Origin of the sequence: Stenotrophomonas sp. PFBMAA-4 (assembly GCF_030053215.1) — a bacterium.
Lineage (GTDB): Bacteria > Pseudomonadota > Gammaproteobacteria > Xanthomonadales > Xanthomonadaceae > Stenotrophomonas.
The window spans coordinates 147,771-163,455 of sequence record NZ_JASGBW010000004.1 but is presented as its reverse complement, the minus strand read 5'-3'; the positions used below and the strand labels follow the sequence as shown (position 1 = coordinate 163,455).

The 15,685-nt window shown below is 68.3% G+C and carries 18 protein-coding genes; 7 read left to right on the top strand and 11 right to left on the bottom strand.

The annotated features are described in order from the left end of the window. Window positions 1-146: 146 nt before the first annotated feature. The gene (locus tag QMZ26_RS04640; protein ID WP_283220708.1) at window positions 147-602 is read left to right on the top strand and encodes a transposase; all 456 of its coding nucleotides are present in this window, start codon (window positions 147-149) and stop codon (window positions 600-602) included. Between the two features lie 386 nt (window positions 603-988). Here the strand turns inward: QMZ26_RS04640 and QMZ26_RS04635 are convergent, their stop codons facing one another. From QMZ26_RS04635 to QMZ26_RS04625, 3 genes are read right to left on the bottom strand one after another with little or no spacing between them, the layout of a single operon-like run. Next, on the bottom strand, window positions 989-1,939 hold the full coding sequence (locus QMZ26_RS04635) for an aspartate carbamoyltransferase catalytic subunit (protein WP_079220888.1): 951 nt from the start codon (window positions 1,937-1,939) through the stop codon (window positions 989-991). A 16-nt stretch (window positions 1,940-1,955) separates the two neighbouring features. After that, a complete protein-coding gene (ruvX, locus tag QMZ26_RS04630) occupies window positions 1,956-2,450 on the bottom strand; it encodes a Holliday junction resolvase RuvX (RefSeq protein ID WP_079220887.1) in 495 nt (164 codons plus the stop codon). Further along, window positions 2,443-3,009, bottom strand: a complete 567-nt coding sequence (locus tag QMZ26_RS04625; RefSeq protein ID WP_079220886.1) for a YqgE/AlgH family protein — start codon at window positions 3,007-3,009, stop codon at window positions 2,443-2,445. Before QMZ26_RS04625 ends, ruvX begins: the two co-directional genes overlap by 8 nt. Window positions 3,010-3,087: 78 nt before the next feature. Between QMZ26_RS04625 and QMZ26_RS04620 the strand changes: the two genes are divergently transcribed. Continuing rightward, the gene (locus tag QMZ26_RS04620) at window positions 3,088-3,633 is read left to right on the top strand and encodes a DNA-3-methyladenine glycosylase I (RefSeq protein ID WP_283220707.1); all 546 of its coding nucleotides are present in this window, start codon (window positions 3,088-3,090) and stop codon (window positions 3,631-3,633) included. 85 nt (window positions 3,634-3,718) lie between these two features. On the opposite strand, the gene QMZ26_RS04615 is transcribed toward QMZ26_RS04620, so the two are convergent. Beyond that, window positions 3,719-4,426, bottom strand: a complete 708-nt coding sequence (locus tag QMZ26_RS04615) for a YitT family protein (RefSeq protein WP_200733422.1) — start codon at window positions 4,424-4,426, stop codon at window positions 3,719-3,721. Window positions 4,427-4,843: 417 nt separating this feature from the next. Further along, window positions 4,844-5,056, bottom strand: a complete 213-nt coding sequence (locus QMZ26_RS04610) for a DUF4287 domain-containing protein (RefSeq protein ID WP_283220706.1) — start codon at window positions 5,054-5,056, stop codon at window positions 4,844-4,846. 223 nt (window positions 5,057-5,279) lie between these two features. Between QMZ26_RS04610 and QMZ26_RS04605 the strand changes: the two genes are divergently transcribed. Next, on the top strand, window positions 5,280-6,176 hold the full coding sequence (locus QMZ26_RS04605) for a LysR family transcriptional regulator (protein ID WP_283220705.1): 897 nt from the start codon (window positions 5,280-5,282) through the stop codon (window positions 6,174-6,176). An 85-nt stretch (window positions 6,177-6,261) separates the two neighbouring features. Here QMZ26_RS04605 and QMZ26_RS04600 read toward each other — a convergent pair whose 3' ends face one another. The 4 genes from QMZ26_RS04600 to QMZ26_RS04585 form a co-directional block, all read right to left on the bottom strand. Further along, window positions 6,262-7,245, bottom strand: coding sequence for an aldo/keto reductase (locus tag QMZ26_RS04600; RefSeq protein WP_200733277.1), 984 nt, complete (start codon window positions 7,243-7,245; stop codon window positions 6,262-6,264). Window positions 7,246-7,356: 111 nt separating this feature from the next. Then, window positions 7,357-8,037, bottom strand: coding sequence for a hypothetical protein (locus tag QMZ26_RS04595; protein ID WP_283220704.1), 681 nt, complete (start codon window positions 8,035-8,037; stop codon window positions 7,357-7,359). A gap of 66 nt (window positions 8,038-8,103) precedes the next feature. Next, window positions 8,104-9,255 carry a PilT/PilU family type 4a pilus ATPase gene (locus tag QMZ26_RS04590; protein WP_079220879.1) on the bottom strand — a complete coding sequence of 384 codons (1,152 nt, stop codon included), beginning with the start codon at window positions 9,253-9,255 and terminating at the stop codon, window positions 8,104-8,106. A 96-nt stretch (window positions 9,256-9,351) separates the two neighbouring features. Next, window positions 9,352-10,389 carry a type IV pilus twitching motility protein PilT gene (locus QMZ26_RS04585; protein WP_004147099.1) on the bottom strand — a complete coding sequence of 346 codons (1,038 nt, stop codon included), beginning with the start codon at window positions 10,387-10,389 and terminating at the stop codon, window positions 9,352-9,354. Between the two features lie 87 nt (window positions 10,390-10,476). On the opposite strand from QMZ26_RS04585, the gene QMZ26_RS04580 reads away from it, so the two are divergent. Together QMZ26_RS04580 and proC are read left to right on the top strand one after the other, a co-directional pair. After that, window positions 10,477-11,154, top strand: coding sequence for a YggS family pyridoxal phosphate-dependent enzyme (locus QMZ26_RS04580; RefSeq protein ID WP_283220703.1), 678 nt, complete (start codon window positions 10,477-10,479; stop codon window positions 11,152-11,154). Window positions 11,155-11,169: 15 nt separating this feature from the next. Continuing rightward, on the top strand, window positions 11,170-11,991 hold the full coding sequence (gene proC, locus QMZ26_RS04575) for a pyrroline-5-carboxylate reductase (protein WP_283220702.1): 822 nt from the start codon (window positions 11,170-11,172) through the stop codon (window positions 11,989-11,991). Window positions 11,992-12,151: 160 nt separating this feature from the next. On the opposite strand, the gene QMZ26_RS04570 is transcribed toward proC, so the two are convergent. Then, on the bottom strand, window positions 12,152-13,024 hold the full coding sequence (locus tag QMZ26_RS04570; RefSeq protein ID WP_283220701.1) for a LysR family transcriptional regulator: 873 nt from the start codon (window positions 13,022-13,024) through the stop codon (window positions 12,152-12,154). A 96-nt stretch (window positions 13,025-13,120) separates the two neighbouring features. Between QMZ26_RS04570 and QMZ26_RS04565 the strand changes: the two genes are divergently transcribed. Next, window positions 13,121-13,723: a short chain dehydrogenase gene (locus tag QMZ26_RS04565; protein ID WP_079220875.1), complete on the top strand. Its 603-nt coding sequence runs from the start codon at window positions 13,121-13,123 to the stop codon at window positions 13,721-13,723. Between the two features lie 46 nt (window positions 13,724-13,769). Here QMZ26_RS04565 and soxR read toward each other — a convergent pair whose 3' ends face one another. Further along, window positions 13,770-14,204 carry a redox-sensitive transcriptional activator SoxR gene (gene soxR / locus QMZ26_RS04560; protein ID WP_079220874.1) on the bottom strand — a complete coding sequence of 145 codons (435 nt, stop codon included), beginning with the start codon at window positions 14,202-14,204 and terminating at the stop codon, window positions 13,770-13,772. A 29-nt stretch (window positions 14,205-14,233) separates the two neighbouring features. On the opposite strand from soxR, the gene QMZ26_RS04555 reads away from it, so the two are divergent. Next, window positions 14,234-15,655 (top strand): MFS transporter, encoded by a 1,422-nt coding sequence (locus QMZ26_RS04555; RefSeq protein ID WP_283220700.1) that lies wholly within the window; start codon window positions 14,234-14,236, stop codon window positions 15,653-15,655. Window positions 15,656-15,685: the final 30 nt, after the last annotated feature.

The window sequence follows — 15,685 nt, the reverse complement described above, 5'->3', positions numbered from 1 at the left end:
CAGACTCTGGTCTGCTGTGGGTGGGTGCCGGCCGTTGGTCGGCACTCGGCTTCGGTAGGTGCCGACCGTTGGTCGGCACTGCCCTTACCTGCATCAAGGTAATTACCCGATAGCAACAAACAGTCGGCGCGCACACGCTGGTGTTCATGAACCGTGCACGCCTGCGCCTTGGCCGCCATTCCCGCATCGGGCAGTCCTACCTCCTGACTACCGTAACGCATGGGCGTCATCGCTACTTCGATGATCCCAATGCGGCGCAGTTGGTGATGGATGTTCTCCATCGGATCGACACTGAGGGCCTCACGCACTCACTTGCCTACGTGGTCATGCCGGACCACATCCATTGGCTCGTGGAGCTTCGTGCGTTCTCGCTGGACTACCTCATGCAGCGATTCAAATCGAGCAGTGCATTGCAGGTCAATCGCATGCTCGGCCTATCAGGACGTTTCTGGCAATCGAGCTATCACGATCATGCGATCCGCTCGGATGAATCGCTGTTTCGTCATGCCATGTACGTGGTGGCAAATCCGATCAGAGCAGGATTGACCACGCAGCTTGGCGAGTATCCCCACGCGTGGTGTCGATGGGAGATGGCTGGGTAATTACAGGCAATGGGGCATTCTGGATCGACGAGATAGTGCCGACCAACGGTCGGCACCCACCAAAGCAGTTCAGTGCCGACCAACGGTCGGCACCCACCGGGGCAGTTCAGTGCCAACCAACGGTTGGCACCCACCGGGGCAGTTCAGTGCCAACCAACGGTTGGCACCCACCAAGGCAGTTCAGTGCCAACCAACGGTTGGCACCCACCCAGCAGTTCAGTGCCAACCAACGGTTGGCACCCACCAGGGCAGTTCAGTGCCAACCAACGGTTGGCACCCACCAGGGCAGTTCAGTGCCAACCAACTGTTGGCATCCACCCAGCAGTTCAGTGTCGACCAACGGTCGGCACCCACCAGGCACCCACCCAGGCACCCACCCAGGCAGATCAGCCCAGGAGGGTTTCCAGCACGGCCATGCGCACGGCGACGCCGTTGGCGACCTGGCGCAGCACCCACGACTGCGGGCCGTCGGCCACTTCGTCGGTCACTTCCACGCCACGGTTGATCGGGCCCGGGTGCAGCACCGCTGCATCCTTGCCGGCACGGGCCAGGCGTTCGGCGTTCAGGCCGTACTGGGCGTGGTACTGCTCCAGCGACGGCACCAGGCCTTCTTCCATGCGCTCGCGCTGCAGGCGCAGCATCATCAGCGCGTCCACGCCTTCCAGCATCGCGTCGAAATCATCGCCGACCACGCAGCCCTTCAGGGTCTCGTCGTCAGGCAGCAGCGACTGCGGGCCGCACACGCGGATCTCGCCAACGCCCAGCGTGCGCAGTGCATGCAGGTCGGTGCGGGCCACGCGCGAGTGCTTCACGTCGCCGACGATCACGACCTTCAGCTTCGAAAAATCCGGACCCTTGGCCTGACGCAGGGTCAGCATGTCCAGCAGGCCCTGGGTCGGGTGCGAGCTGCGGCCGTCGCCGGCGTTGACCAGGGCGGTGCCCTCGCCTGCCGCTGCGGCCAGCGCGGCGACCGCGCCGTCATCGGGGTGGCGCACGACGAAGCCGCGCACGCCCATCGCTTCCAGGTTCTTCAGCGTGTCGCAGGCGGTCTCGCCCTTGCGCGTCGAAGAGGTGGAAGCGTCGAAGTTCAGCACGTCCGCGCCCAGGCGCTGGGCGGCCAGCTGGAACGAGCTGCGGGTGCGGGTGGAGGGTTCGAAGAACAGCGTGCACACCGCCGAACCGGCCAGCACCTGGCGCTTGTTGCCGACGCGGCCGACGGCGGCATCGCGGATCTGCCCTGCCCGGTCGAGCAGCTGCAGCAGGGTTTCGCGCGGCAGGCCCTCAAGGGTCAGCAGGTGGCGCAGGCGTCCGGAAGCATCAAGTTGCTGGGCAGTCATGGCGGGAGTCGTGCAGTCAGGGAATGGGGGTGGCGTCGTCGGGGGACGACAGCCAGCGATCGATGATCACCGCCGCGGCCACGGCGTCGAGGGCGGCCGCATCACGGCGGCGCTTGCGCCCTTCGGCGCGCTCGACGGCGAAGCGGCGGGCGGCCTCGACCGAGCTGGAACGCTCGTCGATCATCGCCACCGGCAGCTTGAAGCGTTCCCGCAGCTGGCGGGCGAAGCCCTGCGCGCGCTTGCGGTTGGGCTGGTCCTGGCCATCCAGGGTGAGCGGATCGCCCACCACCAGGCCGTCGGGCTTCCATTCCTTCAGCAGGCGCTCGATCGCGGTCCAGTCCGGGCCGTTGCCATGCACATCGACCACGGCCACCGCGCGCGCATGCGCCGCAAAAGCACTGCCGATGGCCACGCCGATACGGCGCGAGCCGACATCGAACCCCAGCACGGTGCCATCACGGCGGATGGCCGGGGCGGCAGGAACCGGGGCGGGGGCGGCCGGCTCAGACATGGCCGCTGTAATCGGTCAGCCGGAACAGGTCCACGCCGATGCGCGAGGCCGCACCCTGCCAGCGCTGCTCCAGTGGCAGCTGGAACACCAGTTCGGCATCGGCCGGCACGGTCAGCCAGCTGTTCTCGGACAGCTCGCTTTCCAGCTGCCCGGCGCCCCAGCCGGCACAGCCCAGGGTGACCACGGCATTGGCCGGGCCTTCACCGCGGGCCATGGCCTCGAGGATGTCGCGCGAAGTGGTCAGGTACAGGCCCTCGCCCACGCGCAGGCTGGAATCCCAGTCGCGCGCGTCGTCGTGGATGACGAAGCCGCGCTCGGGATGCACCGGGCCGCCGTTGAGCACCGTGCGCGCCTGCAGCTCGCCATCACCGGTGGTGATGTCCATCTGCGAAAGCACTTCGCCCAGCGTGTATTCGGAGGGCTGGTTGACCAGCACGCCCATCGCCCCGTTCTCGTCGTGCTGGCAGATCAGCGCGACGCTGCGGGCAAAGGTGGCGTCGATCAGCGACGGCAGCGCGACGAGCAGGTGATCGGCAAGGGAGGTAGGCGTTACAGGCATGGCGCCATTCTAGCCGGTGGGCGCCTCCGGCGCCTGCACGCCGCGCATAATGGGGCGCCCGCCCGCCAGGAGAACACCTTGTCCGGATACTGCCGCATCGCCCCGGGCCACCCGGTGCATGAGTTCTACCACGCCAATGAATACGGCTTCCCGCAGCGTGACGAGCGCGAGCTGTTCGAGCGGCTGGTGCTGGAAATCAACCAGGCCGGGCTGAGCTGGGAAACCATCCTGAAGAAGCGCGAGGGTTTCCGCGCGGCCTACGACGGCTTCGACGTGGACCGCGTGGCGGCCTATGCCGAGCAGGACATCGAGCGCCTGCTGTCCGACGCCGGCATCATCCGCAACCGGCTGAAGGTGCTGGCCGCGATCCACAACGCGCAGGTGATCCAGCAGCTGCGGGCCAGCCACGGCAGCTTCGCCGCGTGGCTGGACGCGCACCACCCACGCAGCAAGGCCGACTGGGTGAAGCTGTTCAAGAAGACGTTCCGCTTCACCGGCGGCGAGATCACCGGCGAGTTCCTGATGAGCCTGGGCTACCTGCCCGGCGCGCATGCCGAGGACTGCCCGGTGCATGCGCAGCTGTTGAAGCTGGCGCCGCCGTGGGTGAAGGCGGCGGGCCGCTGACGCACATCCGCCGGGCATGGCCCGGCGCTACCACGTGGTGGTTCTGGTAGCGCCGGGCCATGCCCGGCGAACGCGGCGTAGGGGTTTACACGCCCATGTAGCGGCCGGGGCGGTGGTTGAACATCAGCACCAGGCTGAGCACCACCGCGCCGATCGCCGAGTACATCACCTTCGACGGTGACAGCACGAAGAACGCGGCCACCATCAGGCAGGCATCGAAGGACATCTGCACCTTGCCGGCACTCCAGCCACGGGTGCGCTGCAGGTACACCGCCAGGATGCCGATGCCGCCCAGGCTGGCGCGGTGGCGGATGAAGAACAGGATGCCCAGGCCGGACAGAGCGCCGCCGACCAGCGCCGAGTACAGCGGCGCGATGTGCGAGAAATCGGCCCAGCGCGGCAGGATGTCGGTCAGCACGCCGCAGGCGGTGACCGCCGCGAAGGTCTTGAGCGTGAACTCCCAGCCCATGCGGCGCACGGCCACCCAGTAGAACGGCAGGTTGACCAGCACGAACACCAGGCCGAAGTTCCAGCCCATGGCATAGTGCAGCAGGAAGGCCGCGCCGGCCATGCCGCCGATCATCAGCCCGCCCTTGGCGAAGATGGCCAGGCCCAGCGAGGCCACCAGCATGGCCAGCACCATGCCCTGCACATCCTCGGCGACCGAGTGGCGCAGCGCTTTTTCGTCGGCGGGGGTGCCGGCGCTGTCCGGGGGCGGGGTGAGCGGACCTGCGGTGACGAGGTGGCCGTCAGCGTCGTCGCACGGCGCCGGGCCATGGGATTGGAGGGACATTCGGGTGGGGACCGCAGGTGGGGAGCGGTATTAGACACGATCCGGGTGACAGTTGCAGATGAAATCGTTCAGTCAGCGAACGGCGCAGCCCCTCGTGGCTGGCTCGGCTGCGTAGAGTCGAGCTTGCTCGACTGCGGGTATCCGCGCTTGGCCGGGCGGGGTGGGTGCGCGGGGGACGCCGTGACCCCCCTCCGGGGCCCGGCCCAGCTGCTGGCGGCTGTGCGTTCGGGCGCTTGCGAAGCAGTGCTTCGCAAGCAAAGCGCCCTCACCCTTGGGGGCTTGGCCGCGGCATCCATGCCGCGGACACCCCGCGCCCCCACCCCGCCCGGCCTTTGACACTTTCCGGGTGCGTCCAGGCACGTAAGAGAAAAAGAAGAGCAAGAGCGAAAGCGGGTCGCTTCGCTCGGTTGCGGTGGGTCAGCGCTGGGCGTTGAGGTGGTGGGCGACCAGGGCGTTGGCGTGGCCGTGGCCCAGGCCGTGCTCGCTCTTCAGGTAGCTGACCAGTTCCATGTGCTTCAGGCCCGGCTTCTTCGCCAGCAGGCCCAGCCAGTGCGCCACCGGCTGGCCGTAGGTCTTCTCGATGGAGGGAAAGTACGAGGCCGGGCCTTTCGGCTTGGTGTCAGTGCTCATGTGCAGCTCCCGTTGAAAGTCATTCATTCGACGAACCACAGACGTGGAAATCGACATACCCACACATCCGACCCCGTGCCGACCAACGGTCGGCACCCACCAACAGCAGCGACCCACCCCGCCATCGCGCCGATCGACAGCTTTTGGCGTTGATTTGCAGGTTGCCGGCCAGCGGCCGGCACTACCGCAGGTGCCGGGCGCAGCCCGGCCGTATCATCCCCCCATGCCCCGCGAAAACCTCAACGACCTGCAGGCCTTCGTCCACGTTGCCCGCCAGGGCAGCTTCACCAAGGCCGCCGCCCAGCTCGGCGTCTCCCAGTCGGCCCTCAGCCACGCCATGCGCGGCCTGGAGGAGCGCCTCGGCGTGCGCCTGCTGACCCGCACCACCCGCAGCGTCTCCACCACCGAAGCCGGCGCCCGCCTGCTCGATACCCTCGCCCCGCGCCTGGCCGAGATCGAGAAGGAACTGGCTGCCCTGGCCAAGTACCGCGAACGCCCCGCCGGCACCATCCGCATCAACGCCACCGGCCACGCCGCCGAGTACCTGGCCTGGCCACGGCTGGCGCCGCTGCTGCAGCAATACCCCGATCTGAATGTCGAACTGACCGCCGATTACGCGCTGGCCGACATCGTTGCCGAGCGCTACGACATCGGCATCCGCCTTGGTGAACGCCTGGCCCTGGACATGGTGGCGGTGCCGATCAGCCCGCCGTTGCGCATGCGCGTGGTCGGCGCGCCCAGCTACTTCCGCCAGCACGCCATGCCCCGCCATCCGCAGGAGCTGGCAGCGCACAACTGCATCACCCTGCGCCTGCCTACCCACGGCGGGCTGATGCCGTGGGATTTCGGCCAGGATGGCAACGAACTCAGCGTGCGCGTCAGCGGCCAGTGGACCTTCAACACCATGGGCATGACCCGCGAAGCCGCGCTGGCCGGCAGCGGCCTGGCCTGGCTGCCCGAGGACCAGGTGCTGGCGCTGCTGGAACAGGGGCGGTTGCAGTCGGTGCTGGATGACTGGTGCCCGACGTTTGATGGCTACTACGCGTATTACCCCTCGCGCCGCCATGTCAGCGTGGCGATGCGCACGGTGCTGGATGCACTGCGTGGGCCGATGGGGTGAAAGCCAGGGAGTGCGGACCAACGGTCCGCACCCACCACCAACAGTCCGCACCCACCACCAACGGTGCGCACCCACAAAGGGCAGATCAGCCCTTGGCCTGTGCGGCACGCTGCGCGTTGTAGCGCTCGCCGACAATCGATACCTCTTCCAGCACCTGGGCAATGCGCTGCAGTTCGTCGGCCGACAGCACCAGCTCGGTCGCGGCCAGGTTTTCCTCCAGGCGGTGCACCTTGGTGGTGCCCGGAATCGGCACGATCCACGGTGCCTGCGCCAGCAGCCAGGCCAGTGCCACCTGCGCCGGGGTGGCGCCACGGGCCGCGGCAATGGTGCCGATGCGATCCACCAGCGCCTGGTTGGCGCGTCGGGCCTCCACTTCGAAGCGCGGCACGCTGTTGCGGAAATCGTTGTCGCTGAAGGTGGTATCGGCGGTGATGGTGCCGGTGAGGAAACCGCGGCCGAGCGGGCTGAACGGCACGAAGCCGATGCCCAGTTCCTGCAGGGTCGGCAGCAGCTCGCGCTCCGGCTCGCGCCACCACAGCGAGTACTCGCTCTGCACTGCGGCCACCGGCTGCACCGCATGCGCGCGGCGCACCGTCGCGGCACTGGCCTCGGACAGGCCGAAGTGGCCGACCTTGCCTTCGGCAATCAGGTCACGCACGGTGCCGGCCACATCCTCGATCGGCACGTTCGGGTCCACGCGGTGCTGGTAGAACAGGTCGATGTGGTCGGTGCGCAGGCGCTTGAGGCTGGCCTCGGCCACTGCGCGGATGTTCTCCGGGCGGCTGTCCAGGCCGGTATCGGTGCGGGCGTCCTTGAAGCCGAACTTGGTGGCGATCACCAGCTTGTCGCGGTACGGCACCAGCGCCTCGCCGACCAGTGCTTCATTGGTGTAAGGGCCATAGACCTCGGCGGTATCGAAGAACGTCACGCCGCGTTCGACCGCGGCGTGCAGCAGGGCGATGCCCTGGCGCTGCTCGACCGGCGGGCCATAGCTGTGGCTCAGGCCCATGCAGCCCAGGCCAAGGGCGGAAACCTTCAGGCCGCTGCGGCCGAGTTCACGTGTCTGCATCGTCATGCTCCAGAGGGGGAACGACGATGATACGCCCCTCCCCCCGCTGGATTGAACGACCTGGATGGCAGTCGGTCATGACTGGATTTCATCAATCCACCGCCGTGCCGGTCACTCCATGGCCTGCAGGGCGTCGGCACATCCGGCCAGTTCGGCCATCATCCTGCCGGCGGTGCGGAACGCCACATCCTGCGGCACCCACCGCGCGAACCAGCGCTGCTCACCGTCCACCACGGACTCGAACGTCCACGTTGAGCCATCCAGCCCCGCGTTCGAATCTTCGCCCTGCAGGCGCGCGAACGCGGCGGTGACGGTCTTCCATTGCTGCGCACTCAACGCGCGTGGCGGAGGGCACGTCCAACCGTTGATGATGCTGGAGGGCTGCCCGGGCGAGGATCCGGGAATCTCCCACGCGCGCGCACTGCGGCCGACAATCCACGCCTGGCCGGCGGCATCGCGCTGCGCGCGTATCACCACGCCCGGGAAGAAGGAGGGCGACCAGACGAAACGATAGGCCTGGACCGGAACGTGGCCACAGCGGAAGGACGGCTCAGGCAGGCCCGGCAGATCCCGCAGATGGACAGCGTAGGTCGCCCTCGCAAACCCGGTGAAATCACGGAACGGCAGCGGGTCGCGGCTTTGCGCCTGTGCAGGCGGAGGCAGCAGGTACCAGGCGTGCGCCAGCGGATCGCCGCAGCTTTCGGCCGCGGCTGGCGCGGCGGGCCCGGACGTGCGGGCACACCCGGCCTGCAGCACCACGATTGCCAGCACCACGCTCGTCGTCACACGCATGCAGGCCTCCCTGGCCGGTTCATGGCGGTCATCCCGAAGCAGAGGGCGCCCGCAGGCGCCCAGCGGTCAACGGACCTCGGAAATCTCCACGCCATCCAGGCCCTGCGACAGCGTGCGGGCATCGCCGCCCTGGCTGAGCTTGATGCGCAGGCGCACTTCGTTCTGCGAATCGGCGTAACGCAGCGCGTCCTCGTAGCTGATCTCGCCGGCCTGGTACAGCTCGAACAGGCTCTGGTCGAAGGTCTTCATGCCCAGCTGCACGGACTCCTTCATCAGCTCCTTGAGCTTGTGGATCTCGCCTTCGCGGATGTAATCCTGCACCAGCGGCGTGCCCAGCAGGATTTCCATCGCCACCTTGCGCGAGCGCCCATCGGGCGAAGGAATCAGCTGCTGCGCGACCACGCCCTTGAGGTTCAGCGACAGATCCATCAGCAGCTGGTTGCGGCGGTCTTCCGGGAAGAAGTTGATGATGCGGTCCATCGCCTGGTTGGCGTTGTTGGCGTGCAGCGTGCACAGCACCAGGTGGCCGGTTTCAGCGAAGGCGATGGCGTGGTCCATGCCCTCGCGGGTACGCACCTCGCCGATCATGATCACGTCCGGCGCCTGGCGCAGGGTGTTCTTCAGGGCGGCTTCCCAGCTGTCGGTATCGATGCCGACTTCGCGCTGGGTGATGATGCAGCCCTCGTGCTTGTGCACGAACTCGATCGGGTCTTCGATGGTGATGATGTGGCCGGTCGAGTTCTGGTTGCGGTAACCGATCATCGCTGCCAGCGAGGTCGACTTGCCGGTACCGGTGGCACCGACGAAGAGGATGATGCCGCGCTTGGTCATCGCCAGCGTCTTGATGATCGGCGGCAGGCTCAGTTCTTCCACGGTCGGGATGCGCGTCTCGATGCGACGCAGCACCATGCCCACCTGGTTGCGCTGGTAGAAGCAGCTCACGCGGAAACGGCCGACACCGGCCAGGCCGATGGCGAAGTTGCACTCGTGGGTCTTCTCGAATTCCTCGCGCTGCGCCGGGGTCATCACGTTGAGGACCAGGTCGCGGCTCTGCTGCGGGGTCAGCGGCGTCTGCGTGATGGGCGAGATCTTGCCGTTGACCTTGATCGCCGGCGGCATGCCCGCGGTGATGAACAGGTCCGAGGCGCGCTGGTGCGCCATCAGCTTGAGGAAGGAGGTGAAATCGATGGTGCTGGCGGTACTGGCGGTGCTGTTCATGGCGGGCTCCCAATGGGCATGTGCCAGAGATCGGTCGGTGGACAGGACATCGCGGGACGGCGGCATGGATGCGCACCGCCCCACCGTTGCCTCGCCTTACTCGAACAGACGCTTGTCCTTGGCGTACTCGCGCGCCTGGTTGCGGGTGATCAGGCTGCGCTTGACCAGGTCCTGCAGATGCTGGTCCAGGGTCATCATTCCGTACTGCTGGCCGGTCTGGATGGCCGAGTACATCTGCGCGACCTTGTCCTCGCGGATCAGGTTGCGGATGGCCGGGGTGCCGACCATGATTTCCCACGCCGCCGTACGGCCGCCGCCCACCTTCTTCAGCAGCGCCTGCGAAATGACCGCGCGCAGCGATTCGGACAGCATCGAGCGCACCATCGGCTTTTCGCCGGCGGGGAACACGTCGATGATGCGGTCGATGGTCTTGGCCGCCGAACTGGTATGCAGGGTGCCGAACACCAGGTGGCCGGTTTCCGCGGCGGTCAGCGCCAGGCGGATGGTTTCCAGGTCACGCAGTTCGCCCACCAGGATGATGTCCGGATCCTCACGCAGCGCCGAGCGCAGTGCTTCGTTGAAGCCGTGCGTATCGCGGTGCACTTCGCGCTGGTTGATCAGGCACTTCTGCGAGGTGTGCACGAATTCGATCGGATCCTCGACGGTGAGGATGTGGCCGTATTCGTTCTTGTTGATGTAGTCGATCATCGCCGCCAGCGTGGTCGACTTGCCCGAACCGGTCGGGCCGGTCACCAGGATCAGGCCCTGCGGCTGCTGGATCACCTCGCGGAACAGCGGCGGGCAGGCCAGGTCCTCCAGGGTCAGCACCTCGGAGGGAATGGTACGGAACACCGCACCGGCGCCGCGGTTCTGGTTGAAGGCGTTGACACGGAAGCGCGCCAGCGACGGGATCTCGAAGGAGAAGTCGACTTCGAGGAATTCCTCGTAATCGCGCCGCTGCTTGTCGGACATGATGTCGTACACCAGCGCATGGACCTGCTTGTGGTCCAGGGCCGGGATGTTGATCCGGCGAACATCGCCGTCCACGCGGATCATCGGCGGCAGGCCTGCAGACAGGTGCAGGTCGGACGCTTTGTTCTTTACGGAAAACGCCAACAGCTCGGCGATATCCATGAGCGGCTACTCCCCAATAACGGCTTCGACTGGAAGGATCTTTCCCCTGGCGGCAGTATAGCCTCCTGTCACACTGGAACGCGTTACGTGGCCACTGCCCTGCCCGAGATCCTGAGCAATCTGCACAACGCCGCCGAGGCCGCCGGGCGGCCACCGCCGCGCCTGCTGGCGGTTTCCAAGACCCAGCCGGCCGAGGCCGTGGCGGCCCTGGCTGCGCAGGGCCAGCGCGCCTTCGGCGAAAACTACGTGCAGGAAGCCCTGGCCAAGATGCAGGCGCTGCAGGCGCTGGGGCTGGAATGGCACCTGATCGGCCACCTGCAGTCGAACAAGGCCGAAGCCGTGGCCAGCCATTTCGACTGGGTGCAGAGCGTGGACCGGCCCAAGCTGGTAAGCGCCCTGGCCCGGTACCGCCCGGCTGGCCGCGGGCCGCTGAACGTGCTCATCCAGGTCAACATCGACGATGAAGGCAGCAAGCACGGCTGCGCACCGCAGGACGTGGACGCACTGGCCGCGGCCATCAGCGCCGAGCCTGCGCTGTGCCTGCGCGGGCTGATGGCCATTCCGGCACCGTGGCCGGAGGCCGGGCGCCGCCGCGATGCCTTCGTGCGCATGCATGCCCTTTTCCAGACGCTGGCCGCGCGCCATCCGCAGGTGGACACCCTGTCGATGGGCATGAGCAGCGATTACGCCGAGGCCATTGCCGAAGGTGCCACCCTGGTGCGCATCGGCACCGCCCTGTTCGGTGCGCGTCCGCGCCCGGCCTGAACCAAGGAATCCCGCATGACAGTTGAATCGATCACCTTCATCGGCGGCGGCAACATGGCCCGCAGCCTCATTGCCGGGCTGGTCCGCCAGGGCGTGCCGCCGGCGCAGATCCACGTGGCCGAGCCGGCGGCCGTGCTGCGCGAGGCCCTGGCCGCCGATTTCGGCGTGCAGACCCACGACAACGCCGCCGATGCCGCCGCCCAGGGCCAGACCTGGCTGCTGGCGGTGAAGCCGCAGGTGCTGCGCGAGGTCTGCCAATCGCTGCAGGCGCTGGCGCAGGCGCAGGCGCCGCTGGTGGTGTCCATCGCTGCGGGCATCACCAGCGCGCAGCTGCAACGCTGGCTGGGCGGTGCGCTGCCGGTGGTGCGCGCGATGCCCAACACCCCTGCCCTGCTGGGCGCCGGGGTGACCGGCCTGTACGCCACGCCTGCCGTGGATGCGCAGCAGCATGCGCAGGCCGAACGCGTGCTGGCCAGCGCCGGGCGCAATGTGTGGATCGAGGACGAAGCGCTGATGGATTCGGTCACGGCCGTGTCCGGCAGCGGCCCGGCCTATGTGTTCCTGCTGGCCGAAGCGATGGAAGCAGCCGGCATTGCCCAGGGCCTGCCGGCCGATGCGGCCCGCGCGCTGACGGTGCAGACCCTGCTGGGCGCCTCGCGCATGCTGGACGAAGCCGGTGAAAGCCCGGCCGAACTGCGGCGCCGGGTGACCTCGCCCAACGGCACCACCCAGGCCGCCATCGAGAGTTTCCAGGCCGATGGTTTCGAGGCCCTGGTGGCCAAGGCCCTGCGCGCGGCGCAGCAGCGCGGGCGGGAGTTGTCGGCGGCGAATGACTGACCGCGATCTGTGATGTCGTGCCGACCAACGGTCGGCACCTACCGCAATGCCTCGTCAACGCGCCAATGTGGCCTCGGTCCACCGGCCAGTAGATCCACGCCGTGCGTGGATGGAGCCTTCCCGGTGCACCGACACGCCGGCATCGACGCATGGCATCGATCTACCCAACGTGCTGCAGCACGTACTCCACGAAACACTGCAGCCGCGGGCGCGGGCGCCGGTCCGGCAGGTAGATCAGATGCATCGGCCGCGGCGCCGGCACGTAATCGCGCAACAGCGGCTTCAGACGCCCGGCTGCGATATCCGCGGCCAGCAGCGCGGTCGGCTGCAGGATCAGGCCGGCCCCGGCCACCGCCGCTTCGCGCAGCGCATAGCCATCGTTGCTGGACAGCCGCGCATCCCAGTCCACCTGTTCGCCATTGGCCAGCTGCCAGCCATGGCCGCCACGCCACGCCAGGTGGCTCAGGCAGTCATGCCCGGCCAGGTCGGCCGGCGTGCGCGGCGTGCCGCGTTGGCGCAGGTAGGCCGGCGATGCGCACAGGCTCATCGCATACGGCGGCAGCGGGCGCGCCACCAGTTCCTGCGACGGCAGCGGCCCGACCCGGATCGCCGCATCGAAGCCATCCTCGATCAGGTCCACGCGGCGGTTGCTCAGGTCCAGCTCGATGTTGAGCAGCGGCTGCGCGCGCAACAGCCCCGACAGCAACGGCGCCAGTACGCAGCTGCCCCAGGTGGTGGGCGCGCTGATGCGCAGCAGGCCCTGCGGCTGCCGTTGCAACCCAGCGACGTCAGCCTCGGCCTGCTGCACCTGCTCCAGTACCTGGCGGCAGCCGGCCAGGTAAGCCGCGCCCGCTTCGGTCAGGCGCTGGTGGCGGGTGTTCCGCTGCAGCAGCGCAGTGCCCAGGTGTGCCTCCAGCTGCTGGATGTACTTGCCGACCATCACCGCCGACACCTGCAGCTGCACGGCGGCGGCCGCGAAGCTGCCGTGCTCGGCCACGGCCACGAAGGCCTGCATGCAGCGCAACGTATCCATTGCTAACCCCGGGTTAGGAATATGCGAATCATACGCCGCTTACCAAACCCGCAACCGGCGGCGCAGACTGGAGCCCTTCCCCTTGAGGACGCCACCATGAAGATCCTGCTTGTCGGTGCCAGCGGCACCCTCGGCCAGGCGGTCGCCCGCCACCTTGGCCAGCACCACGAAATCCTCGCCGCCGGCCGCCGCAGCGGAGCGCTGCGCGTGGACCTGGCCGACGACGCCAGCGTCTCGGCGCTGTTCGCCCAGACCGGCCCGGTCGATGCGGTGATCTCCACCACCGGCAACGTGCATTTCGGCCCGCTGCAGACGATGACCGCCGCGCAGTTCAACAGTGGCCTGCAGGACAAGCTGCTCGGCCAGGTGCGGCTGGCGCTGGCGGCGCAGCATCACCTCAATCCGGGCGGCTCGATCACCCTCACCACCGGCATCATCAGCGCGCAGCCGATCCGCGACGGCGTCAATGCCACGGCGGTCAACCAGGCGCTGGAAGGTTTCGTGCGCGCCGCGGCGCTGGAACTGCTGCCGCGCGGCCTGCGCATCAACGCGGTCAGCCCGAACGTGCTGGCCGAATCGCTGGATTCCTACGGCCCTTATTTCCCCGGCTTTGAAGCGGTGCCAGCGCAGCGCGCGGCACTGGCCTTCCAGCGCGCGGTGGAAGGCATCCAGAGCGGCGAAACCCTCACCGTCTGGTAACTGCTGCAACCGACGCCGGGCATGGCCCGGCGCTACCCGGCGCCGCTCAGCCCCAGCGCATGGGGCCGTCGCCGCGCTCGCCAAGCACGTCGTCGGGGTTGGCCAGGCGGCAGCGTTTCAGCGACAGGCAACCACAGCCGATGCAGCCGGTCAGTTCATCGCGCAGCAGCTGCAGCATGTGGATGCGTTCTTCCAGTTCCTGCTGCCAGCGCGCGGACAGCCGCGCCCAGTCGGCCTTGGTCGGTGCGCGGCCCTGCGGCAGGGTCTCAAACGCGCGTGCCACCGCCTCCAGCGGCATGCCGACCCGCTGCGCCACGCGGATCACCGCCAGCCGGCGCAGCACGTCGCGCGCATAGCGGCGCTGGTTGCCCGCCGTGCGCAGGCTGCTGATCAGGCCCTTGCGCTCGTAGAAGTGCAGCGCCGATACCGCGACACCGCTGCGGCGGGCCACGTCACCCACGCTCAGTTCCTGTTCCTGCATCGCTTGACCTCAACCATGGTTCGGGTGTCATGCTGCGTCCTTCGCCGCCGGATGACAAGCGCGGCCCGAGTACCCGTCTCCGCATGAACACCCCCACCACCGCGCCGGCGACGGCCTCCGCCGCGCCCGACTCCATTCTCTCGCCCGCCCACCGCGGCACCACCATCGGCATGGTCGTACTGGTCGCCCTGCTCGCCTTCGAAGCGCTGGCCGTGGCCGCAGCCATGCCTACCGTGGCCGAGGCACTGGATGGCCTGCGCCTGTACGCACTGGCCTTCGGCGGCACCCTGGCCACCAGCGTGGTGGGCATGACCGTAGCCGGGCGCTGGACCGACCGCAGCGGCCCGGCGCGACCGCTGTGGTGGGGCCTTGCCTGCTTCGTGCTGGGCCTGCTGCTGGCCGGCCTGGCCACGCGCATGGGCATGCTGGTGGCCGGGCGGCTGCTGCAGGGCCTGGGCAGCGGCGCGATTTCGGTGGCGCTGTACGTGATGGTCGGCCGCAATTACCCCGAGGCGCTGCGGCCGAAGGTGTTCGCCGCGTTCTCGGCCGGCTGGGTCGTGCCGTCCATGGTGGGACCGGCGCTCAGCGGCATGATCGTGCAGCACCTGGGGTGGCGCTGGGTGTTCTTGGTCGTGCCCCTGCTGGCGATACCGGCGGCGCTGATGCTGCGCCCGGCGCTGGCCCGGCAGGCACCCGTCGAAACCCGCGAGGGGGACGATGGCGGCGACGTCGTGCGCTGGGCCGCCGGTGCATCGCTGGCGGCGCTGCTGCTGTACTTCGGTGGGCAGCAACAAGGCGTGCCCGCGCTGGCCTGCATGGCCGTGGCCGTGGCCGGCCTGCTGCTGTGCGGGCACCGCCTGCTGCCACCGGGCACGCTGCGCCTGCGCCACGGGCTGCCCAGCGTGATTGCACTGCGTGGCGTGGCGGCCGCCGCGTTCTTCGCCTGCGAAGCTTATCTGCCGCTGCTGCTGCAGCGCGAACGTGGCCTGTCGCCGAGCTGGGCCGGCGCGGTGCTCAGCCTGGGCGCGCTGGGCTGGTTCAGCGGCTCCTGGCTGCAGGGCCACCAGCAGCGCGGCTGGTCACGGCAGCAGCTGCTGCGCGTAGGCACGGTGCTGATGACCCTCGGCATCACCGCCACCCTGGCGGTGCTGTTCAACGCGGTGCCGCTGCCGGTCGCGCTGGCCGGCTGGACCCTCACCGGCTTCGGCATGGGCATGATCTACGCCAGCCTGTCGGTGCTTACCCTGTCGCTGTCCGCACCGCAGGAACAGGGCCGCAACAGTTCGGCCCTGCAGCTGAGCGAAGCGCTGTGCGTGGCCACCGCGCTGGCGCTGTCCGGTGCGCTGTTCGCGTTGTTCGTGGAAACCGCGCCGCATACCGGCTATGTGCTGTGCCTGGCCATCACCGTGGGCCTGGCCGTGCTGGCCACCGTGGTGGCGCGGCGGGTGTGAGGCCGCCGCATGCAGGTTGCCGGCCAGCGG

Bases quoted from the DNA above. Each gene is read 5' to 3' on its own strand.
- QMZ26_RS04640 (WP_283220708.1), top strand. From the start codon at position 147: ATGAACCGTGCACGCCTGCGCCTTGGCCGCCATTCCCGCATCGGGCAG.
- QMZ26_RS04635 (WP_079220888.1), bottom strand. From the start codon at position 1,939: ATGACTGCCCAGCAACTTGATGCTTCCGGACGCCTGCGCCACCTGCTG.
- ruvX (WP_079220887.1), bottom strand. From the start codon at position 2,450: ATGTCTGAGCCGGCCGCCCCCGCCCCGGTTCCTGCCGCCCCGGCCATC.
- QMZ26_RS04625 (WP_079220886.1), bottom strand. From the start codon at position 3,009: ATGCCTGTAACGCCTACCTCCCTTGCCGATCACCTGCTCGTCGCGCTG.
- QMZ26_RS04615 (WP_200733422.1), bottom strand. From the start codon at position 4,426: ATGTCCCTCCAATCCCATGGCCCGGCGCCGTGCGACGACGCTGACGGC.
- QMZ26_RS04610 (WP_283220706.1), bottom strand. From the start codon at position 5,056: ATGAGCACTGACACCAAGCCGAAAGGCCCGGCCTCGTACTTTCCCTCC.
- QMZ26_RS04605 (WP_283220705.1), top strand. From the start codon at position 5,280: ATGCCCCGCGAAAACCTCAACGACCTGCAGGCCTTCGTCCACGTTGCC.
- QMZ26_RS04600 (WP_200733277.1), bottom strand. From the start codon at position 7,245: ATGCAGACACGTGAACTCGGCCGCAGCGGCCTGAAGGTTTCCGCCCTT.
- QMZ26_RS04595 (WP_283220704.1), bottom strand. From the start codon at position 8,037: ATGCGTGTGACGACGAGCGTGGTGCTGGCAATCGTGGTGCTGCAGGCC.
- QMZ26_RS04590 (WP_079220879.1), bottom strand. From the start codon at position 9,255: ATGAACAGCACCGCCAGTACCGCCAGCACCATCGATTTCACCTCCTTC.
- QMZ26_RS04585 (WP_004147099.1), bottom strand. From the start codon at position 10,389: ATGGATATCGCCGAGCTGTTGGCGTTTTCCGTAAAGAACAAAGCGTCC.
- proC (WP_283220702.1), top strand. From the start codon at position 11,170: ATGACAGTTGAATCGATCACCTTCATCGGCGGCGGCAACATGGCCCGC.
- QMZ26_RS04570 (WP_283220701.1), bottom strand. From the start codon at position 13,024: ATGGATACGTTGCGCTGCATGCAGGCCTTCGTGGCCGTGGCCGAGCAC.
- QMZ26_RS04565 (WP_079220875.1), top strand. From the start codon at position 13,121: ATGAAGATCCTGCTTGTCGGTGCCAGCGGCACCCTCGGCCAGGCGGTC.
- soxR (WP_079220874.1), bottom strand. From the start codon at position 14,204: ATGCAGGAACAGGAACTGAGCGTGGGTGACGTGGCCCGCCGCAGCGGT.
- QMZ26_RS04555 (WP_283220700.1), top strand. From the start codon at position 14,234: ATGCTGCGTCCTTCGCCGCCGGATGACAAGCGCGGCCCGAGTACCCGT.